The organism is Ensifer sp. NM-2 (assembly GCF_003024455.1).
In the GTDB taxonomy this organism is placed as follows: Bacteria; Pseudomonadota; Alphaproteobacteria; order Rhizobiales; family Rhizobiaceae; genus Ensifer; species Ensifer canadensis.
Map to the genome: position 1 here is coordinate 425,408 of NZ_PVZR01000003.1, position 21,525 is coordinate 446,932.

A 21,525-nucleotide genomic window follows, 5' to 3' on the forward strand; every position below is an offset into this window, starting at 1 on the left:
TCATGAGCTTAGCACGAAAACCATTATTGCGATAATAAAATGCTGGACAGGTGATCGCGTAAGGCATATCTAATGATTACCGCGATAACAACTATCGCGCTAACAAATTAAGGAGTTGCGCAAATGTTGAAGACATCTCTGCTTGCCGCCGCCGCCTCGCTCACCCTGGCCGCCACCGGCACCACCGCGTTTGCCGCTGATGCAGGCGCAAAGAACGTCGTTCTCGTCCATGGCGGTTTCGTCGATGGCGCCGGCTGGAAGGGTGTCTACGACATCCTGAAGAAGGACGGCTACACCGTCAGCATCGTCCAGAACCCGACGACCTCGCTTGCCGCCGACGTCGCTGCCACAAGGCAGGCGATCGACAAGGCTGATGGATCGGTGGTGCTGGTCGGGCATTCCTATGGCGGCGTCGTCATCAGCGAAGCCGGCACCCATGAGAAGGTGCAGTCGGTCGTCTACATCGCCGCGTTCGCCCCGGATAAGGGCGAGTCGGTCTCGTCCTTGATTGCCAACCCGCCGGCCGGCGCGCCGGTGCCGCCAATCCTGCCGCCGGTCGATGGCTTCCTGTTCCTCGACAAGGCAAAGTTCGCCGCATCGTTTGCTGCTGACGTCGATGCCGAGACGGCCGCCTTCATGGCAGACTCCCAGGTTCCGTGGGGCGTCGAAGCGCTGGCCGGCGCCGTCACCGAGCCTGCTTGGAAGACCAAGCCGAGCTACTATCTGGTTGCGGGTGAAGATCGCATGATCCCGCCGGCTGCCCAGCAGATGATGGCCAAACGCGCCGGCTCAACCGTCGTCGAAGTGCCCGGCAGCCACGCCGTCTATGTCTCCAATCCGAAGGCGGTCGCCGATCTCATCGAGAAGGCGGCGGAAACCGCCAACTGATCGTCGGCGACGAACGACACAGCAACAATCGACCAACACAGGGCCGGGAGAGGGATCTCCCGGCTCTAAAGCGCGTCGCGATCTCCAGGATTCGCTTGCTGCCCTTTAAGCTCTTGTTTTTGCGCATGTCGTCATCACAAAGCCGCTGCGCACTTTTGCACGACATGCTCTAGATTGCCGACATACCCCAGAGAATCCTGTCTAACGGGAGGCTCACCCAGTTCTCCCTCATTCCGGCCCTGTGCCGGAATCCAGCGAGCTGACGTCTGTCAGGTCGAAAGACCTTTCAGCCCAAGGACTTGGGCTGACTGGATTCCTGTGACGGGCACAGGAATGAGGGTGCTTTGAGCGCCGTGAAGGCGCCCGAATGTCGAACAGGTCATATGGATGACTTTGTCATCAGTCTGAGGGGCGGGAGAGGGATCTCCCGGCCGTGTTTGCTGGGCAGGACCTTCCGTCTTCCGAACGGCCCGGCGGCAACATGCAGCTTGCCCACAGCTTCGCCGTTGATGGCCACGCTGGCCCATTGGTACAAGCCTTCCACCGTCAGCTGTGGGAAGAGGGCAGGTTGCGAGTTCGCCGCGCCAACCCGATGCGTTTCGCGCTCATACCCAGATTTGTCGCTGCGGCGAATTCCGATTTGGCGAAACATGCGGTAGTCCTTGGGTGAACTTCCCGTCGGATTGTGCGTCAGGCCCCAAGCGCCTGTCGCGCGCTCTGCTGTCGCCCAGTCCTTCTGCCGAACCCAGGTATTGCATGACCGCCGAACAGTCCCTCGCGTTTATAGTCATCGGCGCCATGATGGCATTCTTCATCTGGGGGCGGTTTCGATATGACGTGATTGCCTGTTCCGCCCTGATGCTTTCGGTCGCCGTTGGCATCGTGCCTTTCGATCACGCCTTTGATGGTTTCAGCGACGATATCGTCATCATCGTCGGTAGCGCCCTTATCGTCAGCGCCGGGGTGGCGCGCTCCGGTGTCGTGGATGCGGCGATCCAGCGGTTTCTGCCGAACATTTCCTCGGTCCGGGCGCAGCTTGCGCTGCTGGTCATCACGGTCACGGTGCTTTCCGCCTTCATCAAGAATATCGGCGCGCTGGCGATCATGATCCCGGTGGCGTTCCAGTTTGCCCGCCGTTCCGGCGTCCAGCCCTCGGTGTTCCTGATGCCGATGGCCTTCGGCTCGCTGATCGGCGGGCTGATGACCCAGGTCGGAACCTCGCCCAATATCGTCGTTTCGCGCGTGCGCCAGGAGTTGACGGGCGAGAGCTTCACCATGTTCGATTTCACCCCCGTCGGCGCCACGCTTGCTGCCGTCGGTGTCGTCTTCCTGCTGTTTGCCTACAAGCTGGTGCCGCAGCGCACGAGCCAGCATGTCTCGGTGCAGGCGGCGATCGAGATCACAGACTATACCTCGGAGGCGGTGGTTGCCGCCGGTACGCCCATGATCGGCAAGTCGCTGAGCCAACTCGTCAAGATTGCCGACGGCGGTGCCGTCGTCACCGCGATGTTCCGGCGCGGCCTGCATGTGGCGCCATTGCCTGACGTCAAGCTCGAGGCCGACGATATCCTGCTGCTCGAAGGCGGGCCGGATGCGCTCGATCGTATCGTCTCGCAGGCCAAGCTGAAGATCTCCGGCGACCGTTCGCCGTCATCCAGCGAAAAGACCGGCGCGGAGATCGAGGCGGTCGAGGCTGTGATCGGCGGCGGCTCGCCGCTCGAAGGCATGACCGCGCAGCGCCTGGCGCTGTTCAGCAACCACAACATCAACCTGCTTGCCGTCAGCCGGCAGGGCGAGCGGCTGAAGCAGCGGCTCGGCAACATTCGCTTAAGGGCCGGCGATATCGTCGTGCTGCAGGGCGCGCGCCGTGAACTGCCGTCGTTCCTGCAGGACTTCGGCTGCCTGCCGCTGGCGCAGCGCGAGATCCTGCTTGGCACCATCCGCAAGGCGACGCTGCCGCTCCTCGTTCTTGCCGCCGCCATGGGCTCGACGGCCGTCGGCCTCGTGCCGATCCCGATCGCCTTCTTCGCCGCGGCCCTTGCCATGGTGATCTTCCGCATCATTCCGCTGCGCGACGTCTACCGGTCGGTCGACGGGCCGATTTTGGTGATGCTGGCAGCGCTGATCCCGGTCAGCGATTCGCTGCGCACGACAGGGGGCACCGACGTGATCGCCAGCTGGCTCGGCACGATTGCCGCGGGCCTGCCGCCGGCCGGGGCGCTGACGCTGATCCTGCTCGCCGCCATGGCAGTGACGCCGTTCCTCAACAATGCCGCGACCGTCCTGGTCATGGCGCCGATCGCCGCCAGTTTCGCGACCACGCTTGGCTACCGCCCCGAAGCCTTCCTGATGGCGGTTGCCATTGGCGCAGGCTGCGATTTCCTGACCCCGATCGGCCACCAGTGCAACACGCTGGTCATGGGCCCGGGCGGCTACAAGTTCAGCGACTATCCGCGCCTCGGCCTGCCGCTTTCGGTGGTGATTGTCATCGTCAGTGTGCCGGCGCTGATCGCCGTCTGGCCGCTGCGCTAATCGCCTTCCTAAAGGTAGTTGCTTCCTCTAACGGCAATCGGACCGGACCCCAGACGTCACTTCACAGCGACGACGACTTTCCCCTTGGCACGCCCCGTTTCGACATAGTCCAGCGCCTCGTTGGTCCTCTCGAACGGGAAGACCCGATCCACTACCGGTCGTATGGCACCTGTGTCGATCAGGGAGGTGATCTGACCAAGCTGCCCACCGTTGGCCGTCATGAAGTGGAAGGAGTAGCTGATCCTTCGGCGCTTCGATTTTCTCCTGATGCCGAAACTCAGCAGGCGCATGACCTGTTGAAGCAGCCAGCCAGAACCGTTCTGCCGCGCGAAGTCCGGATCGGGCGGACCGGAAATCGAAATCAGCTTCCCGCCCGGCTTCAGAACAGCAAGGGATTTCTCCAGCGTTTCCCTCCCTAGGCTGTTCAGCACGACGTCATAGCCCTGCAGCACTTTCTCGAAGTCATCCTTCTTGTAGTCGACGACGACGTCTGCGCCGAGACTTTTCACAAGAGCGATATTTGGTGTGCTCGTGGTCGTCGCCACATATGCCCCAAGATGCTTGGCAAGCTGGATCGCGATCGCGCCCACACCACCGGAGCCGGCATGGATCAGGACCTTCTGTCCCTTTTGCAAGTTGGCCCGCTCGACAAGCACCTGCCATGCTGTCAGGGCAACAAGCGGAATGGATGCGGCCTCGTTCATACTCAGATTGTTCGGCTTCATCGCTACATCGGCCTCGTCCATGGCGATGTACTCTGCAAATGTCCCGATGCGATCCTGGGCCGGGCGTGCATAGACCTCGTCACCAGGCTTAAATCGCCGGACATTGGCCCCGACCCTGACCACCACGCCCGCTACATCGTTGCCCAGCACCAGTGGAAGGCGGTAGGGAAGGATGACCTTGAACTCTCCGTCCCTGATCTTATTGTCCAAGGGGTTCACGCCGGCGGCATGAATCTCAACCATGACATCGTTCTCACGCAACTCCGGCTGTGGGCCTTCGCCGAGCCGGAGAGCGCCGCCTTTCAGATAGCGATCGATCAGGAATGATTTCATCAGACTAACTTTCGTTTCTATGGTGAGCCGGCAGCGCCAGCAGTGCGGCGGCGACAGCTCAATCGGGAAGTCTGCTGAACTTCCGAAGGTTCTTGTCGACGATGGACTCGGGCAGGAAGCGACGCATGAAACGGACTTGTCCTGCAGCTTTTCCGGCGGTGTAGCGTCGTTTGGGCGATGCCGCATTGGCGGCCCTTACGACGGCTTCGGCGACCACCTCGGGTGCATCGCCCTTCGCGACGATGTCGCGCATCAGCCTCTCCGCGTCGGCGCGAACCGTGTCGTAAACGGCAAGCGGGCGGTCCGGTCGCGTGATGTTCTCTTCGAAGGATGTGCGGGTTACGCCGGGCTCGACAAGCACGATGCGGATGCCTTGCGTTCGCACTTCGTGGTCAAGAGACTCCGAATAGCCTTCGATGGCATGTTTGGTCGATGCGTAGAGCGCATTGTAGGGGGCGGGGATCAGCCCGAGTATGGAGCTGAGGTTGACGATCCGTCCTCGATGCTGCCGTCTCATCGTGGGCAGCACCGCATTTGTCATGCGTATGATGCCGAACACGTTTACGTCGAAGACGGCTTTCGCCTGTTTCGTCGTGGATTCCTCAGCGCCGCCGAGCAGTCCGATCCCGGCATTGTTGACAAGAAGATCAATCCGTCCTGCGCGACTTAGAACCTCGTCGACGGTTGTCTGCACCGATGCGTCATCGGTTACATCGCAGATCAGCATCGTGATCCCGTCCGGGGTATCGGGCATCGGCTTTCGGCTGGTACCGAAGACACGGTAGCCATCGTGCCGCAGCGCTCGTGCTGTCACCAACCCAATGCCTGAGGAAGCGCCCGTGACCAGGGCAATGCCGCGTTCTGTCTTGCTCATCGGCTTGTGCTTTCATTTTATCATGGAATATCGCTGAACATTCAGTTACTATTAAATTAGTAGTTAGTCACTATCAAAAAGATACTAACATGAGAAATCTGTCGAGCCAGCCATGCCTGATCGCCAGGAGCCTTGCGCTTGTGGGGGATGCCTGGAGCATGCTGATCATGCGAGATGCCCATGCGGGCCTGACCCGCTTCGATGATTTCCGCAAAAGTCTTGGTATCGCGCCGACGATGCTGACGGGGCGGCTTTCAGCGCTGACGGAGGAGGGGCTGCTGGAGAAACGCCGCTATTCCGATCGTCCGCCACGAGACGAATATGTCCTGACCGAAGCTGGCCAAGACTTCCTGCCGGTTCTGTTTGCCATCGGCGCGTGGGGACGCAAGCATCGCGGCGGGGGCGAGGTAACCCGGTTCTTCGACGCCGAGACCGGAACGGAGATCGATCCCGTCACCATCGACCGGGCGACCGGCGCTCCAGTCGGGACACGTCCCATTCGTATCGCCGCACCGGAATGAGGCACCCCAGGCAGATGAAGTATCGCCTGACAACGCCTCTTGAAATCGCTTCCAGCACAGAGTTGCCGGTCCGTTGGTCGAGCAATGTCTTATGACCGTCGCCGGCAAACGCTGATGCCAGATTAATAGGTCCGGTTGACAGTCGCGATCGATCGTCCTGATGGCGTGAGAAGTGCTCTGCCAATGTGCGTCGCAGGCATCATTCGTTAGCTTGTGTTGTATTATGATATTACATAACAGATGAATATGAAAATATGCCGCATGTTGATATGCCAATGCCGCACCTTTGCGGTAAACGTCGGAAGCTGCTGGAACAATGACGGCCCGACTGCTTAGGTGGCAACGCCTTCCAGCGTCATGATCCGCGTCTTGGCGCAGCGCTCTCGGATCGCCTTGAGGCGTTGATACGCCGGCGAGTTGTACCACTCGAGCAAGGAGTGCATGTCCGGGAACTCGACAATGACGAGCCGGTGCGGCTCCCAGTCTCCCTCGAGCACCCGGGTAGCGCCACCGCGCCCCAAATATCGGCCACCATAGCGCGCCTCCGTTGCCGGCACTTCCCGTATGTATTCTTCAAAGGCCGCGGCATCGGTGACCTCGACATCCGCAATCAGATAGGCGGCCATGGCAGATCTCCTTTTCCACACAGGCGCCATCGAAGGATACGCCCGTTGGTCGGTGCGGGCGAGTTGGTCAACATATTTTTGTGTTGAATAATGTTATGTTATCACATAACAAATGCGCATGAAAAAATGCGACATGTTGATAGGCCAAGGCCGTGCTGTCGCGGCGGTTGTCACCTCCGCCGAAGTGTGCGACGAAGGCTTTGATGGTGCTGCAACCGCGACAATGCGGAAGCGGCTGAAAAGGGAACACGGAGCGGACGACCCAAATGGGGCCGAAACCGTGGCTGCCCCCGCAACTGTGAGCGGAAAGCGCATTCACACCATGTCACTGGCGATCAGCCGGGAAGACGTGGATGCGCCGCGACCCGCGAGCCAGGAGACCTGCCATCGAACCGATCAACCACAACGGACGGGGTGTTCCGATGGAAAAGAACTGGTTTTTGCGCGACGGTCATCCGTCATCATGCCGCGTTGCCACATTCTCTCCGGACCAATCCGGAGGAGAAGAGACATGGCCAATCCGGTTTCCCGACAGCACACGATAACGGTCTGCACCGATTGCCGTTTCACCGGCGGCCCATGCCGTCCGGGAGCGGATCTGATCCAGCGGCTGAACCGCAGTATTGCCGCGCTCGGCGAGCCGCTCGACCGGGATTTCTCCATTACTGGGACGGTCTGCATGGCCGCGTGTACCAGGCCTTGCACCATCGCTTTCCAGGCAACCGGCAAGGCGACCTACCTCTTTGGCGATATCTCGCCCGAGGAGGATATCGATGATCTCGTCTCGTTCGCGACCACCTATGCCGGAAGGGGCGATGGCATGACGCGGGCGGCCGAGAGGCCGCGCGGGCTCAACGGCAAGACGCTGGCGCGCATCCCGGCAGCGATGCTGGTCTCCGAAGACATCGGCTGGCATTTCCAATGATGGCGCGGGGAGGGACGAGCCGATGAGCTGCACCGCGACAGGGGCCGGGCTTCGGGTCCACGCCCTGGATTGGGGACCGCGCCCGGACCTGCGGCTGGTCCGCGAGATCGACTTTGCCATTGCGCCCGGCAGCCGGCTTGCCATTCTCGGGCCGAACGGTGCCGGCAAGACCTCGCTGCTGCGCTGCCTCTATCGCTCGGCCCAGCCGATAGCGGGCGCAATCGAGGTCGATGGCGTCGACATCTGGGCGATGACGGCGCGCGAGGCGGCAAAGATCATTGCCGTCGTGCTGCAGGAAATGCCGAGCGACTTTCCCTTCAGCGTGCGCGACGTGGTGATGATGGGCCGCATCCCCCGGCGTGAGGGCATGAGCGGCTGGACCGCGAGGGACCGCGAGACGGTTGCGCACGCGCTCGAGCATCTCGATCTCACCCACCTTGCCGGGCGGCAATTCGCGACGCTTTCGGGCGGCGAGAAGCAGCGGGTGCTGATCGCCCGGGCGCTTGCCCAGCAGCCGCGCATCATCATTCTCGACGAGCCGACAAACCATCTCGATATCCGCCACCAGCTCGAAATTCTCGAGTTGTTGCAGACGCTGCAGCTGACGATCGTCACCACGCTGCACGACATCAACCTGGCAGCCGAGTTCGCGACCGATGTGGCGATCCTGACGGAGGGACGCATGACGGCCTTCGGCCCGCCCGAAGACGTGCTCAACCCACAAGCGCTTTCCGCCGCCTTCGGCGTCACCGCCACTGCCCACAACAATGCCGTTTCGAGCGGCGCACGCTTTTCCTTTTCACTTGCTCGACAGGAACTGATTTCATGAAGACCTTCATTGCCCATTCCGCCTTTGCCCTGCTGGTTCTGGCGGCAACGCCGGCGCTCGCCTATCCCGTGACCGTCAAGAGCTGCAACCGCGAGGTGACCTTCGATTCAGCACCGAAGCGCGCCGTTTCCAACGACGTCAACCTCACTGAAATGATGCTGGCTCTGAAATTGCAGGACCGCATGGTCGGCTATACCGGCGTATCCGGCTGGAAGACGCTGGACGAAAAGCTGCGCGAAGGCGTCAAGGCGCTGCCGGAGCTTTCGGAAAAATATCCGACCAAGGAAGTGCTGCTCAATGCCGACGCCGACTTCTACTTCGCCGGCTGGAACTACGGCATGAAGGTCGGGGGCGAGGTGACGCCGGAAACGCTCGAACCCTTCAAGATCAACGTCTATGAGCTGACCGAATCCTGCATTCACGTCATGGCCAAGGGCAAGCCTGTCATGGACGACATGTTCGTCGATATCCTCAATCTCGGCCGCATCTTCGGCGTCGAGGATCGGGCGCAGGCGCTGGTCGACGGTTATCGCCGCGATCTCGACAAGATCACTGCAGACACCGGCGGCATCGAACGCCCGACCCGCGTCTTCGTCTATGATTCCGGCGAGGAGAAGCCGTTCACGTCAGGCCGGTTCGGTATCCCGACGGCAATGATCGAGGCGGCGGGCGGCGTCAACGTCATGGACGACATCGAGAAGAGCTGGACCGAGATTTCCTGGGAGCCGGTGATCGACAAGAACCCTGAGGTGGTGGTGATCGTCAACTATGGCGAGGTCACCGCCGAGCAGAAGATCGCCTTCATGAAGAGCAACCCCGCCTTCAAGAACATCGATGCCGTCAGGAATGACCGCTTCGTCGTGCTCGATTATGTCGAGGCGACACCGGGTCCACGCAACATCGATGCCATTGCGCGCCTTGCCAGGGCCTTTCACGGGCAGGCGATGTAACCGAGGCGGCCTGCGGGAGCATGCCGTTTCGCATGCTCCCGCCTTTCCATTCCAATAATTGACCAGGGACGGACTGTGAAAACCACGACCGCCATTCTCGCGGCGCTGCTGTTGCTGTGCCTGACGATCACTGCCGCCGTCTCATGGGGTTCAGCGCCCATCCCGGTCTCGACCGTCTGGTCGATCATCGCCTCGAAGCTGTCGCCCGGCAGCGTCGACGTCGTCTGGTCGGCGGGGCGCGAAAGCATTGTCTGGGACGTGCGCCTGCCGCGTGTCGTGCTTGCCGGGCTGGTTGGAGCCGGGCTGGCCTTGACCGGCGCCGTGCTGCAGGCGGTTACCCGCAATCCGCTTGCCGATCCGCATCTGCTCGGTGTGTCCTCCGGCGGCGCGCTCGGCGCGATCATCGCGCTACTGCACACCGGACTCATTCTCGGCCTTGCCACGGTGCCGCTGTTTGCCTTTGCCGGCGCGCTGGCTGCGACCGCACTTGTTGCGCTCGTGACAAGGGTGCTCGGCACCAATGCCGACCGGCTGGTGCTATCAGGCGTGGCCGTTGCCTTCACCTTGACGTCTGTCGGCAACCTGATGATTTTCCTCGGGGATCCAAGGGCGGTGCATACGGTGATTTTCTGGATGCTCGGCGGTCTCGGGCTCGCGCAATGGCCGCATCTTGTCTATCCCGCGGTGGTGCTGACAGCCTGCCTCGGCTACCTCGTGCTGAGGGCGCGCGAGATCAATGCGCTTGCCATGGGCGACGAGACGGCAACGACGCTCGGCATTCCCGTTCGCCGGTTCCGCCTCGTCCTCTTCGTCGTCACCGCACTTCTGACCGGGGTCATGGTCGCTTTTTCCGGCGCGATCGGCTTTGTCGGCCTGATGGTGCCGCATTTCGTGCGGCTGTTTGCCGGCAGCGACAATGTCCGGGTCATCCCGCTTTCGGCCTTCGTCGGGGCGCTGGTGCTGATCTGGGCGGACCTCTTTTCCCGCGTCGTCATGGCGCCCGAGGATATGCCGATCGGCGTCATCACCGGGCTTGTCGGCGGCATGGCTTTTATTGCCATTTTGAAGCGTCGCGCGTAAGCCAGCGGCATGGACACGGTGCGATTGCCGCCTATCTGATAGGTCGACCGTCCCCACGGCATGACATGAGGAGCGAATGACCCATCAAGCTGAGGCCTGCACCCCGGATGAAGTGCTGAAATTCTGGTTCGAGGAACTGTCGCTCGACCACTGGTTCAAGCCGTCGCGCGAGCTGGACGAACATTGCTTCCTGCGCTTCCAGGCGTCGCACCTCGCCCTTGCCAGGGAGATCGGCGACATCTGGCGGGCGACGCCGGAAAACCGGCTGGCGGCAATCGTGCTTCTCGATCAGTTGCCGCGCAACATGTATCGGGGGACGCCGCTTGCCTTTGCGACCGACGGCCTGGCGCTCCGGGAAGCCAAGCTCGCCGTCGGCGCCGGCGCCGACATGGCGGTCCGGCCGGAGTGGCGGGCGTTCTTCTACATGCCGTTCGAGCACTCGGAGAACCTGACGGATCAGACGATGGCGGTGAAGCTTTTCACCGAGCTCGGCGATCCCATGTATATCGATTATGCAATCCGGCACCGGGAGGTGATCGAGACCTATGGTCGCTTCCCGCACCGCAACGCCTTCGTCGGTCGGACGTCGACGGCGGCGGAACTGACCTATCTGGCGCAGCCGGGCGCAGGATTCTGACAGTTTTACGGGCTGTGAAGGCATGTTTACCGTGTCTTTGCATCTTTCCGCCGTCTTTCGTATTCAAACCGCATTGTGACGGCTGCCGGGGCGATTCCGCATCCGGGCGAGGTCTGGGCTTCCGAGGGTTTTGAAATTGCATTTCGTGGCAAAGTTGTTCGCTGTTTCTGTCTGCCTGCTGTCGCTGGCCGGTGCCGGCACTGTCGTGGCGCAAAACGCCCAACCGGTGCAGACGACGACGCAACCCGGCGAGAAGCCCGCTCAAGCTCCGGCAGTGCCTGCCGAGGGCGGCGCGCAGCCTGCCCAGAACACACAACCGGCCGCCGACGGCAAGGCGCAGCCGGCAGCGAACGTGCAGCAGCCTGCAGCGGGTGCTGCCCAACCGGCGCAAAACGCCGCGACGCCAGCGCAGCCGACCGACGCAGCCGTTGCTGCCGAAGCCGGCCAGAGCCAGACGGCGGAGCAACTGGCTCACGCCGGCAAGGAACTGGCGCGGCTGAGGGACCTCATTGCCAAGGCCAGTGACGACGACATTGCGCTTGCCGAGCTCAAGGTGCAGGTCGATGCCGTCGCCAAGCAGATCATCTCGACCTCGATCGCCACGCGTCCGCGGCTGGACGAGATCAAGGCGCGGCTGACCGAACTCGGCGATCCACCGGGCGCGGGGCAGCCACCGGAAGCCGATATCGTCACGGCCGAGCGCAAGCGGCTGCTTGCCGAACGCGGCGAGATCAATGCGCTGACGGGGGAGGCCGAGGGCCTTTCGGTCCAGGCGACGAAACTGTCGAACGGCATCACGGCGACGCGACGCGCGCTGTTTTCCAACACGCTGTTGAAGAACACCGACGTTTCGGTCGAAATGTTCGACGAGGCGCTGTCGGCAACGGCCAATGAAACCAAGGTGCTGTCGCGCAGCACGATGAGCTGGCTGACCTTCGTCTGGAAATACAAGCGGATTCCCTTGCTGACCGCGATCTTCCTGTCGATCTGTGCCGCACTCGTCTTCCTCGTCGGCAGTAACAAGCTGTTTTCACCCTATATCCACCACGACAAGTCGGACGAGGAGCCGAGCTATTTCCGGCGTCTGTCGGTTGCCTTCTGGTCGACATTCATTCCGACCATTTCGACAGGCGCCTTTGCGCTGTCGAGCTTCTTCTTCCTGCACAGTTTCAACGTGCTGCGTTCGGATATCACGCCGATCATCGCGATTGCGCTTGCGGTCACGGTGGTCGGGTTCTTCGTGACCACGCTCGCCAATGCGGTGCTGTCGCCGTCGGACTCGCGCTGGCGCCTCGTGCGCGTGTCGGATCGCGGCGCCAAGGTGCTTTTGGTCACCATCTTCGCCATGGCGCTGGTCAACGGCCTTGACTACATGTTCGGCGGCGTCAGCGAAGCGCTCGGCTCGCCGGTCGTGCTGACGGTGGTGAAGAGCTTCACCGCCTCTGTCATCATCGGTCTGATCATCATTGCTTCGGCCTGGATCAAGCCGACGCTCAAGCACGATGAGCCTTTCGATGCGCCGGGTCGCCCGTGGCCGCGCCTGGTCTCCATCGTTCTGATCCTGACTGGCGCGTCGCTCATCATCGCCGCCGCTACCGGCTATGTCGGCCTGTCCCGCTTCATCGCCACGCAGATCATCATTACAGGCGCGATCCTGGTGATGATGTATATCGGCTTCCTCACCGGCAAGGCGGTCTCGCGCCAGGGGGCGTTCGCCGAAACGGCAGCCGGGCGCTATCTCGAGCGCCGCTTCAAACTTGAACAGGTCGGGCTCGATCAGGTGGGCCTGGTGGCAGGCCTCAGCATTTACGCGCTGGTGACCCTGTTCTTCATTCCGCTGATCCTGCTGCAATGGGGCTTCCAGGTCGCCGACATCGAATCCTGGACCTATCGCGCCATCACCGAGATCAAGATCGGCACCATCACCATCTCGCTCATGGGCATCATGGCGGGCATCCTGTTCTTCATTCTTGGTTACATCGTCACCCGCTGGGTGCAGCGCTGGATCGACGGCAACATCATGGCGCGCAGCCGGGTGGATGCGGGCGTCAGAAACTCTATCCGCACCGGCATCGGCTATATCGGCGTTGGGCTCGCGTGCCTGATCGGCCTTTCGGCTGCCGGTATCGACCTTTCCAATCTCGCGCTCGTCGCCGGTGCCCTCTCGCTCGGCGTCGGTTTCGGTCTGCAGAACATCGTTTCGAACTTCGTCTCGGGCCTCATTCTCCTGGTCGAGCGTCCGTTCAAGGTCGGCGACTGGATCGTCAGCGGCACGACGGAAGGCTTCGTCAAGCGCATCTCGGTGCGCGCCACCGAGATCGAGACCTTCCAGCACCAGTCGATCATGATGCCGAACTCGCTGCTGATCAACGCGTCGGTCGGCAACTGGACGCACCGCAACAAGCTCGGCCGTTCGGAAATCGCCGTCACCGTCACCTATGCCAGCGAGCCCCGGCGGATCATGGATCTCTTGGCCGAGATTGCCGCCGCCCATCCGATGGTGCTGAAGAACCCGTCGCCAAGCGTCGGCTTCACCTCCTTTGGCGATGACCGCATGACCTTCGAACTCCGGATCTACGTGGCCGATGTGTTGACCGGCGGCGGCGTGCGCAACGATCTGCGTGTGGCCATCTACGAGCGCTTCCGCGACGAGGGCATCGGTGCACCGTTCCCCTTGAAGATCGAGGACGTGCCGATCGAAGATCAGACCGGCATCGAGAGCCACGAGCCGGAAACCGTCGGCGAGCCAAAGGGCGCAACGTCGGCCGAGGCGAGGGCCACAGCCTCGAAAAAGGAAACCGCTTCCGCGGCGCCGCTTGACGAGGAAAATGAAGAGGAAGGCGGCAAGCGCCGCGCTTCCAGCCGCCGCTCAAACCCCAACCGCTGATAAACGGAGCGTTCAGCCGCTATTCAGCCTGCCCGCGATAAAAAGCATGCAATTCTTCTTTTGACGGTCTAGGCTGTCATGGGCTGAAGAGGTGGCCGGAGCCACCGTCGCTTATCCGACGGGGCGGACGGCTGTGCAAAAGGGCGGCGCCGCGGGCGTCGATGGGCGATGAAGACATTTGTGATTGCTTTGCTTTCCGGCGTGCTGGCGGCAGGGGCGGTTTCGGCCGCGACTGTCACGAACAAGGATGGCGAGACTGCTGTTCTGGTTGTCGTCGAGGGCGAAAGCCGCATGGAAGTGGCGATCAGCGCCGGCGCCACCGAGATGATCTGCCCCAGCGGCTGCTTCGTCACCACGCCGAGCGGCGACCGTATCGGCCTGCAGGGCGACGAGAATGTCGAGATCGTCAACGGTTCGGCGATCGTCAAGTAAGCGCAGCTCTTCAAACGGAATTCGAAACGGCGTCGGGATCACCCGGCGCCGTTTTCCGTTTCACGACATCGCGCCAGATGCATCGGTGCGCGACCTCGCCGGCAAAAGCGGCCTGCGCGCAGCCCTAAACCGAAGGGGTGAGGACGCGCTAATCCCATTTGGCAATTGAATGAAATGCGGCGATCGCCCGTTATTCCAGAGACGAAGCGTCCACAAGGTTTCGCGCAGACCGGGTGACGCAAGGGCGGGTCGGCGGCATTGACAGGGCCGGCAATGGATCGCACCCTTGCGACAACAGGCGCTGTGCGGCGGCGGGGCAGGCGAGTTAAGACAGCGCCGCGCGTCTTATCAGACGCGCAAAGGTCGCTGTAGCGCTTTGAATTGCTGCAGGTTTTATCCCTAAATCGACAACGATTTAAGGACACGTGCAGCGGGGGGCATGCATGGGCATGCCCGGGGGGTATGGCATGCATTGGCTTCGCATCGTCATCGCGGTCTTCCTGGTGCTGATATGTTCGCAGGCGCTTGCCGAAAGGCGGGTGGCGCTGGTCATCGGTAACTCGGCCTACCAATATGTGCCAGAGCTTCCCAACCCCGACAACGACGCAGGCGACATGGCCGCCAAGCTTGAAGCGCTGGGATTCGAGGTCGTCGTCGGTCGCGATCTTGATCTTGCCGGCGTGCGCAACACGATCCGCGACTTCGTCGGCAAGCTCGACGGTGCGGACCTCGCGCTGTTCTACTATGCCGGCCACGGCCTGCAGGTGAACGGCGAGAACTATATCGCTCCCATCGACGCCAAGCTTCTCTCCTATATCGACCTTGAATTCGAGGCGGTACCGATGAACCTGATCCTTTCGGCGATGGAGCGCGAGACGCGGGTCAATCTGGTGTTCCTCGATGCCTGCCGCGACAATCCGCTGGCAGTCAATCTTGCCCGCTCGATGGGCACGCGCTCCAGCTCGATCGGCCGGGGGCTGGCGAAGGTCGGTACCGGCATCGGCTCGCTGATCGCCTTTGCCACCCAGCCCGGCAACGTTGCGCTCGACGGCGCCGGGCGCAACTCACCGTTCACGGCGGCGCTGCTGCGCCACCTCGGCAAGCCCGGACGCGACATCACCCGTGAGCTGATCGACGTGCGCCGTGACGTGCTGGAGGCGACCGATGGCAAGCAGGTGCCCTGGGACAATTCCTCGCTGACCGGCGAGGTGGTGCTGAAGCCATCGACATCGACGGAGCCTGCGGCGTCGGCCGGCGGCGACAAGGGCGACAACGCCGCCGAGCTTGCCTATTGGGACACGATCAAGGGATCGAGCGACCGAGACCTGTTCGACGCCTATCTGCAGCAATATCCTGGTGGTGCCTTCGTCTCGCTGGCTCAGGCGAAAATCAGGATCATCGAGCGTGCGGCGGCCGACGTTGCGGCTGCGCAGCTGGAAGCCGAGGGGGCGAAACAGCAAGCACCGCCTGTCGGGGGGCTGCCCACCGCAACGGAGCAGGTGGCTGCATTGACCCAGCCGCTGGCCAACCAAACCCCGACGCTTGAAACCGCCTCGCCCGACCGGGAGCTGGTGCGCTCGATCCAGAAGGAGTTGAACCGCGTCGGCTGCCGCGCCGGCAGCGAAGACGGGCTCTGGGGTCTCGGAAGCCGCAGGGCGCTGGAGCAGTTCGCCAAACTGATCAAGGTCGAGCTTGCGGCCCTTGAGCCGTCTGATGGCGTGCTGGAACGATTGCGGACGCAGAAGGCGCGGATCTGCCCGCTCGTCTGCGCCCAGAACCAGCAGCTGAAGAGCGGCCGCTGCGTCGATATCAAGCGCGAGGCGAAGCTGCCGGAGCCGGCGAAGACGCGCAGCACCGACGAGACGCCGACCAGGAAAGCGCCATCGAACACCATTACGGCGCCTGACGACGCCAAGAAAAAGAGTTTTGCCAACTGCCCGGCCAGTGCCCAGCTCGCAGCCCGCCAGACCCTGGAGCGCGGCACGGGGCGCGGACGCACGATGAGATCCGCCATGCATTCCTGCGGCCGCACCTTCGTGTGCCACCGCGCCGCCCGCGGGCAGCCCTGGGACTGCAGCTGGCGGTGACAGGGCCGCGGCATGGCGACCGACCGGAACGGCGTCGCGGCCACACAACAGCGTGATCTTCGGACCCAGATGGAGGATAGTCAGCATGAGCCAAGCGATCCGCGCACTGCAACCGGGCGAGCCTGCTCCGGCCTTCTCGCTACCCGCCGCCAACGTCGGGGGCGTGGTTTCGCTCGCGGACCTGCGCGGACGCCCGTTTCTGATCGGGCTGTTTCGCGGCCTGCATTGCCCGTTCTGCCGGCGCCAGCTGCGGCAATTTTCCGCGCTCCAGCCCGCCTTGCGCGAGGCGGGCGTCGAGACACTGGCCGTGATCAACACGCCGCTCGAGCGGGCAAGGCTCTATCTCCAGTTTCAGCCGACGCCGGTGACGGTGTTGTGCGATCCGGAGTGCCGCACGCATCGTGACTTCGGCGTGCCGCGCGTGGTCTTCGCCCCGGCCGACGGTGAGGAAAAGAAGCAATGGCCCTTTCACGCCAGCTTCGAACAGTTTGCCGCAGCGCGCATCAATCCGAACGACGAGATGGCCGAGCCGGCACACCCGATGGAGGCCAATACCGTGCTCAACACCAAGGATGGCTTCGAGCTGAATGACGTCGACCGGTCCATCTTCGAGAACCATGGCACCCAGCTTGTCGGCCATTTCCTTGTCGATGGGTCAGGCCATATTGCCTGGGCCGAGGTCGAGGCACGCAACGGCCCCGAGGGCCTTGGAACCTTGCCGACCGCCGAGCAGATCATTGCCGCCGCAGGAGATGTGGCGGTTTCCTCCGCCAACCAGGGGCCGCGATGATGGATGCTGCCGTGGCGAAATCAACCGCGCTCCTGCATGCGTGATGTTTCAGTCGCGCCGAAGACCGAAGCTTGTTGTTGCGCCGCGCTGGGGCTGGCCTGTCTCGGCCGGTCCGCCCGTGTGTTTTCGGCTGGCGTAGATGAGATAGACCGAGGCAGCGATGAACAGCGACAGCGGCAGGCCGGGATAAAGGGTGAAACGGTGCAGGTAGACCTTGGCCCAGGTCAGCGCACCGTAGAGACCAAAGCCATGCAGGCCAAAGAAAAATGGCCACAGCATTATCGCAAGCCCGAGCAGGCCGTACGCCATCATGAGAACGAGCAGGGTGGACCAGACGCGATACGCGGCGGCGTGGCCCTCGTTCATCGGACCGCTTGGTGCGCGTGCAAGACTCAGCGTGATGATGGCAATGACCGCGCTCAGGAGCGAAGTGGGTAATTGCGGGCCGGCGAAGCCGAAAAAGAAAGCGACGCCCCAGTGCGCCCCGAAAATGAGCGCAAAGGGAAGATCGGACAGGGCAAGCAGGACGATGTAGATGCCGATCTTGCCCGGCATGCCGACTACCTTGCTCCGGGCGATCGAGATGCGTGCAAGCGACGCTGCGAAGGTCAGGTAGATGATCGGCTTCAAATAGACGCCAAGCACCACGGCGAAGGCGCCGGCAGCGTCAGTTCTGGCGGCGCCGCTCATATGGACCAGGGCATACACGATAAACGGAAATGCCAGGGTGACGACGACGAAAAGGCCAAAACGCCATGCCCATGCCCGCGCGTAGGCTCCGCCGCTAATGACGTTTTCCACGATGTCTCTCCCGATTGCTCGTGCTTGTCGCCACGTTTGGCGATAGGTCGTTAAAGTTCTGCTCGGTAGAACAATGCAACTTTAGGGATTGTCTCCTTTGGCGGTGGTAATTGCGAACGCGGGCAGTTCCCGCGGTCGGCGCTCCCAGCCCCATCCGCGTCGTCGGGACCACGCCGCGTGTCCGGCTCGCCCGGCCGTGGTCGCATTTCGGGGCTTGATTTTGTCGCCGCAATCGTAACCATCCGGCGACCGTCAAACACCTGATGTCGCCAGAGGATGCGCCCCATGAAACTGCAGCTGATCCGCAACGCCACCTTGAAGCTCGACTATGCCGGCCGCACGGTGCTGATCGATCCCTATCTGGCGCCGAAACACAGCCTGCCGTCCTTTGCCAACCGGTCCGAGAACCCGATGGTCGAGCTGCCGGTGTCGATCGAGGCGATCCTTGATGGCGTGGAACTGGTCATCGTTTCGCACCTGCATTCCGACCATTTCGACGATGTGGCCAAGGAACGGCTGCCGAAGCATCTGCCGATCTTCTGTCAGCCTGGCGATGAAGGCGAGATCCGCGCCGCGGGCTTTACCGACGTGATCCCGCTTGTCGACCGCGCCAGCTGGCAGGGGCTGACGCTGACGCGGCGCGAAGGCAGCCACGGCCTTGGGGCCGTCGTCGAGCTGATGGGCTCGGTCATGGGCTTCACGCTTGAAGCTGCGGGCGAACCGTCGATCTACTGGGCCGGCGACACCGTGCTCTATCCGCCGGTGGCAAGCGTGATCGCCGAGACGAAGCCCGACATCATCGTCACCCATTCCTGCGGTGCCCGCTGGGACGGCGACCTCATCGTCATGGATGCGCAGGAAACCGTTGCCGTCTGCGAAACATCCGGCGATGCCGTGGTCGTCGCCACGCATATGGAGGCGCTCGACCACGCCACGATCACCCGGCATGACCTGCGCGAAGCTGCTGATAACAGCGGGATTTCGGCGATGAAGCTGCGAATCCCGGCCGATGGTGATGTCCTGGTTCTTGAAGGGGCTGCGACATAATTTCGAGCGCGGGCGCCATCGCGAGTCATGCTGGCCCTCAGCGGAAAGGCGGCTCTCGCATTCGCAGACGGCTGCCGCCGTCTAACTCCGCTCTCGCGTCTGCATTTACAGTAACGCACTTACGTCTGCGATCGATTCGGACAATGCTGTAGCTCCACGGCCAATTGGCAGGAGGGCAGCATGAGGCGGTTGTTTTTTGCGGCGATGGCTCTGGCGGCGATGTCGTCGGCCGCCGCAGCACTTTCACCCGATGAACTCGCACGGCGGACGATCGAGCGTCGTGCGGTGGAGGCAGTGATCTGGGGCATGCCAGCGGTCAATTATGATCTGATGCTCCAGGAAATGCTCACCAAGACCAAGGGCAAGGTCAACGAGATCGTCTACTGGTCCCGTCCGCTCGATTGGCAAAATCAGACGCTGACGCCCAACCCGGATGCGATCTATCTGATGACCTTCACCGATACCCGTGATGTCGGGCCGGTGGTCATCGAGGTGCCCCCTGCCGAGGGTGGATCGATCAACGGCAACATTGTCGATGTGTGGCAGATGCCCCTGGAGGATGCCGGTCCGTCCGGCGCCGACCAGGGCGAGGGCGGAAAGTACCTCGTTCTGCCGCCGGGCTATGTCGGGACGATCCCCGAAGGCTACATACCACTGAAGTCGAATACCTATGGCGGTTATGCGCTGTTGCGGTCCAACCTCGCCAGCCACGCCGACGCTGATATCGAAAAGTCCGTGGCCTACGCCAAGAGGCTGAAGGTCTATCCGCTGTCCCAGGCGGCATCTCCGCCGGAGACGGTGTTTACCGATGCCAGGGACGTGCTGTTCGACAGTACCATCCGCTACGATGTCAGCTTCTTCCAGTCGCTCGATCGCATTGTCCAGAGCGAACCATGGCTGGCGCGGGACCGGGCGATGATCGATCAGCTGCGGTCTCTCGGCATCGAGAAGGGAAAGCCGTTCAGGCCGGAAGCCACGACCACCGAGGCGCTCGCGGTAGGAATAGAGGAGGCCCGCGAATGGCTCGAGTTGAAATACGATGCCGGCTTGAAACCCTTCTATGACAAAGGACGCTGGAATTTCCCGGCCGACCCGGAGCTCGTCAAGGCGGCGCAGGCGTCGTACGATGAGCCGGATGCCTATCCCGTCGATATTCGCGGCGTCACCTACAGCTATGCCTATGTCGGCATCAAGCGCCTGGGGGCGGGGCAGTTCTACCTTATTGCCATCAAGGACAAGGACGGCCAGGCTTTCGAGGGGTCGAAGACCTACCGGCTGACGGTACCGGCCAATGTCCCGGTCGAGCAATACTGGTCGCTGACCGCCTACGATCGCCAGACCCACGCGCTGATCCGCAATATGCCGCACGCCAGCCGTTCCTCGCAGGTCGCCGAACTGCAGAAGAATGCCGACGGCTCGGTCGATATCTACCTTGGTCCGAAAGCTCCTGATGGAAAAGAGTCGAATTGGATCCCGACCGATTCGCAGCGCGACTTCGAACTTATGTTCCGCCTCTACGCGCCGACAAAGGCCTTGTTCGAAAAGACGTGGGTGCTGCCGGACGTCGAGCCGGTACGCGAATGATCCGGGATCGGTAACCGGGGCAGCCGTCATGTGGCTGCGCGTCGTGTGCCCCTTGCGGTGGAGAACTCGCGCGTCGCACCACACGCCGCGATAGGTGGCGACCGGCTGCACTGCGGCCGGTCACCTTGCCTCGGTATTGATCGTGGCCTCAGTACTGGTCGCAGCGGCGCACCCATTCCATCGGGTAATTCAAGCTGTCCTCGTCGCGGCCCTTGGGTACGAGGTCGAGGAAATGGTAGGCGCCGTTCAGCATCTCGACGCCGCGCGAGTAGCAGGAATAGGTGTGGAACAGCTCGTTCCTGTCGTCTCTGTAGAATACGCTGATGCCCACCTGTTCCGACACGGTGCTCGGCTGGATCTTGTAGTTGTAGTAGGCCTCGCCCTTGGCGAGCTGTTCGGGCGTCCGGGATGCCTGATAGTCGAAGTTGAAGTCGCTGCCGAAGGATGACACCCATGGGAAGCTCCAGCCCAGCCGCTTCCTGTAAGCCTCGATCTGGGTGAGCGGTGCGCGCGATACGGCGGTGAAGGTCACGTCGCGATGGTTGAGATGAACCGGGATGCCGTTGAAATTGTCGGCCCAGAACGAGCAGTGCTTGCAGCCTTCCTGCCAGTCGGGACCAAGCATGAAGTGGTAGACGATCAGCTGCGAGCGGCCGTCGAAGAGATCGGTGAGCGACAGGGCGCCGTTCGGCCCGTCGAACTGGTAGGATTTTTCCACGCGCTCCCAGGGCATTTCCATGCGGCGGCGCGTCAGCGCCTCCCGTTGACGGGAGAATTCCTTTTCGGCGGCAAGCAGGTCCAGGCGCGCCTTCAGCCACGCCTCGGGTGAAACGATTTCGTTCTGCATCGTGGTCTCCAATGAAAGAACACAAGGGGCGAAACGCCTTCGATTGGCGGCTTTTCCTTGGGTTCGGTTGGTTATTGATCGGCATTTTCGCCGATCGGCTAAATCTCTTCCTTCCGCGCGACAGGCATCT

General features: G+C 62.3%; 19 protein-coding genes, 1 pseudogene and 1 riboswitch. Of the genes and pseudogenes, 14 read left to right on the forward strand and 6 right to left on the reverse strand.

The features are described 5' to 3' along the window. The first annotated feature begins 123 nt into the window (after positions 1 to 123). On the forward strand, positions 124 to 888 hold the full coding sequence (locus tag C6558_RS09450) for an alpha/beta fold hydrolase (protein ID WP_025427452.1): 765 nt from the start codon (positions 124 to 126) through the stop codon (positions 886 to 888). A 379-nt stretch (positions 889 to 1,267) separates the two neighbouring features. Here the strand turns inward: C6558_RS09450 and C6558_RS09455 are convergent, their stop codons facing one another. Continuing rightward, positions 1,268 to 1,540 carry a hypothetical protein gene (locus C6558_RS09455; RefSeq protein WP_025427451.1) on the reverse strand — a complete coding sequence of 91 codons (273 nt, stop codon included), beginning with the start codon at positions 1,538 to 1,540 and terminating at the stop codon, positions 1,268 to 1,270. Between the two features lie 104 nt (positions 1,541 to 1,644). On the opposite strand from C6558_RS09455, the gene C6558_RS09460 reads away from it, so the two are divergent. After that, entirely contained in the window at positions 1,645 to 3,420 is a 1,776-nt protein-coding gene (locus C6558_RS09460; protein ID WP_025427450.1) for an SLC13 family permease, read from the forward strand. Between the two features lie 56 nt (positions 3,421 to 3,476). Here C6558_RS09460 and C6558_RS09465 read toward each other — a convergent pair whose 3' ends face one another. Beyond that, positions 3,477 to 4,478, reverse strand: coding sequence for an NADP-dependent oxidoreductase (locus tag C6558_RS09465; protein ID WP_025427449.1), 1,002 nt, complete (start codon positions 4,476 to 4,478; stop codon positions 3,477 to 3,479). A 58-nt stretch (positions 4,479 to 4,536) separates the two neighbouring features. Then, complete coding sequence (locus C6558_RS09470; protein WP_025427448.1) at positions 4,537 to 5,352, reverse strand: oxidoreductase; 816 nt, start codon at positions 5,350 to 5,352, stop codon at positions 4,537 to 4,539. A gap of 89 nt (positions 5,353 to 5,441) precedes the next feature. Here C6558_RS09470 and C6558_RS09475 point away from each other — a divergent pair. Further along, positions 5,442 to 5,916 (forward strand): annotated as a pseudogene (locus tag C6558_RS09475) (winged helix-turn-helix transcriptional regulator). A gap of 289 nt (positions 5,917 to 6,205) precedes the next feature. On the opposite strand, the gene C6558_RS09480 reads toward C6558_RS09475, so the two are convergent. Further along, positions 6,206 to 6,499 carry a DUF1330 domain-containing protein gene (locus tag C6558_RS09480; protein WP_025427446.1) on the reverse strand — a complete coding sequence of 98 codons (294 nt, stop codon included), beginning with the start codon at positions 6,497 to 6,499 and terminating at the stop codon, positions 6,206 to 6,208. Between the two features lie 187 nt (positions 6,500 to 6,686). Further along, positions 6,687 to 6,903: riboswitch (cobalamin riboswitch) on the forward strand. Between the two features lie 107 nt (positions 6,904 to 7,010). On the opposite strand from C6558_RS09480, the gene C6558_RS09485 reads away from it, so the two are divergent. From C6558_RS09485 to C6558_RS09530, 9 genes are all read left to right on the forward strand, one after another. After that, complete coding sequence (locus C6558_RS09485; RefSeq protein ID WP_025427445.1) at positions 7,011 to 7,424, forward strand: DUF1636 domain-containing protein; 414 nt, start codon at positions 7,011 to 7,013, stop codon at positions 7,422 to 7,424. Between the two features lie 22 nt (positions 7,425 to 7,446). Next, positions 7,447 to 8,253 carry an ABC transporter ATP-binding protein gene (locus C6558_RS09490; RefSeq protein ID WP_025427444.1) on the forward strand — a complete coding sequence of 269 codons (807 nt, stop codon included), beginning with the start codon at positions 7,447 to 7,449 and terminating at the stop codon, positions 8,251 to 8,253. Next, on the forward strand, positions 8,250 to 9,203 hold the full coding sequence (locus tag C6558_RS09495) for an ABC transporter substrate-binding protein (protein ID WP_025427443.1): 954 nt from the start codon (positions 8,250 to 8,252) through the stop codon (positions 9,201 to 9,203). Before C6558_RS09490 ends, C6558_RS09495 begins: the two co-directional genes overlap by 4 nt. Positions 9,204 to 9,278: 75 nt before the next feature. Continuing rightward, complete coding sequence (locus C6558_RS09500) at positions 9,279 to 10,283, forward strand: iron ABC transporter permease (protein WP_239637572.1); 1,005 nt, start codon at positions 9,279 to 9,281, stop codon at positions 10,281 to 10,283. 76 nt (positions 10,284 to 10,359) lie between these two features. Further along, entirely contained in the window at positions 10,360 to 10,920 is a 561-nt protein-coding gene (locus C6558_RS09505; RefSeq protein ID WP_025427441.1) for a DUF924 family protein, read from the forward strand. 136 nt (positions 10,921 to 11,056) lie between these two features. Continuing rightward, positions 11,057 to 13,807: a mechanosensitive ion channel domain-containing protein gene (locus tag C6558_RS09510; protein WP_025427440.1), complete on the forward strand. Its 2,751-nt coding sequence runs from the start codon at positions 11,057 to 11,059 to the stop codon at positions 13,805 to 13,807. Positions 13,808 to 13,975: 168 nt separating this feature from the next. After that, on the forward strand, positions 13,976 to 14,239 hold the full coding sequence (locus tag C6558_RS09515) for a hypothetical protein (RefSeq protein WP_025427439.1): 264 nt from the start codon (positions 13,976 to 13,978) through the stop codon (positions 14,237 to 14,239). A gap of 467 nt (positions 14,240 to 14,706) precedes the next feature. Further along, positions 14,707 to 16,326, forward strand: coding sequence for a caspase domain-containing protein (locus C6558_RS09525; protein ID WP_057206247.1), 1,620 nt, complete (start codon positions 14,707 to 14,709; stop codon positions 16,324 to 16,326). Positions 16,327 to 16,411: 85 nt separating this feature from the next. Further along, positions 16,412 to 17,116, forward strand: a complete 705-nt coding sequence (locus C6558_RS09530) for a peroxiredoxin-like family protein (protein ID WP_025427437.1) — start codon at positions 16,412 to 16,414, stop codon at positions 17,114 to 17,116. Between the two features lie 48 nt (positions 17,117 to 17,164). Here the strand turns inward: C6558_RS09530 and C6558_RS09535 are convergent, their stop codons facing one another. After that, positions 17,165 to 17,917: a hypothetical protein gene (locus C6558_RS09535; RefSeq protein ID WP_057206249.1), complete on the reverse strand. Its 753-nt coding sequence runs from the start codon at positions 17,915 to 17,917 to the stop codon at positions 17,165 to 17,167. A 285-nt stretch (positions 17,918 to 18,202) separates the two neighbouring features. Between C6558_RS09535 and C6558_RS09540 the strand changes: the two genes are divergently transcribed. Next, entirely contained in the window at positions 18,203 to 18,964 is a 762-nt protein-coding gene (locus C6558_RS09540; protein ID WP_025427435.1) for an MBL fold metallo-hydrolase, read from the forward strand. Between the two features lie 180 nt (positions 18,965 to 19,144). Further along, entirely contained in the window at positions 19,145 to 20,548 is a 1,404-nt protein-coding gene (locus C6558_RS09545) for a DUF1254 domain-containing protein (RefSeq protein ID WP_025427434.1), read from the forward strand. 148 nt (positions 20,549 to 20,696) lie between these two features. Here the strand turns inward: C6558_RS09545 and C6558_RS09550 are convergent, their stop codons facing one another. After that, a complete protein-coding gene (locus tag C6558_RS09550; protein ID WP_025427433.1) occupies positions 20,697 to 21,395 on the reverse strand; it encodes a thioredoxin family protein in 699 nt (232 codons plus the stop codon). Between the last annotated feature and the right edge of the window lie 130 nt (positions 21,396 to 21,525).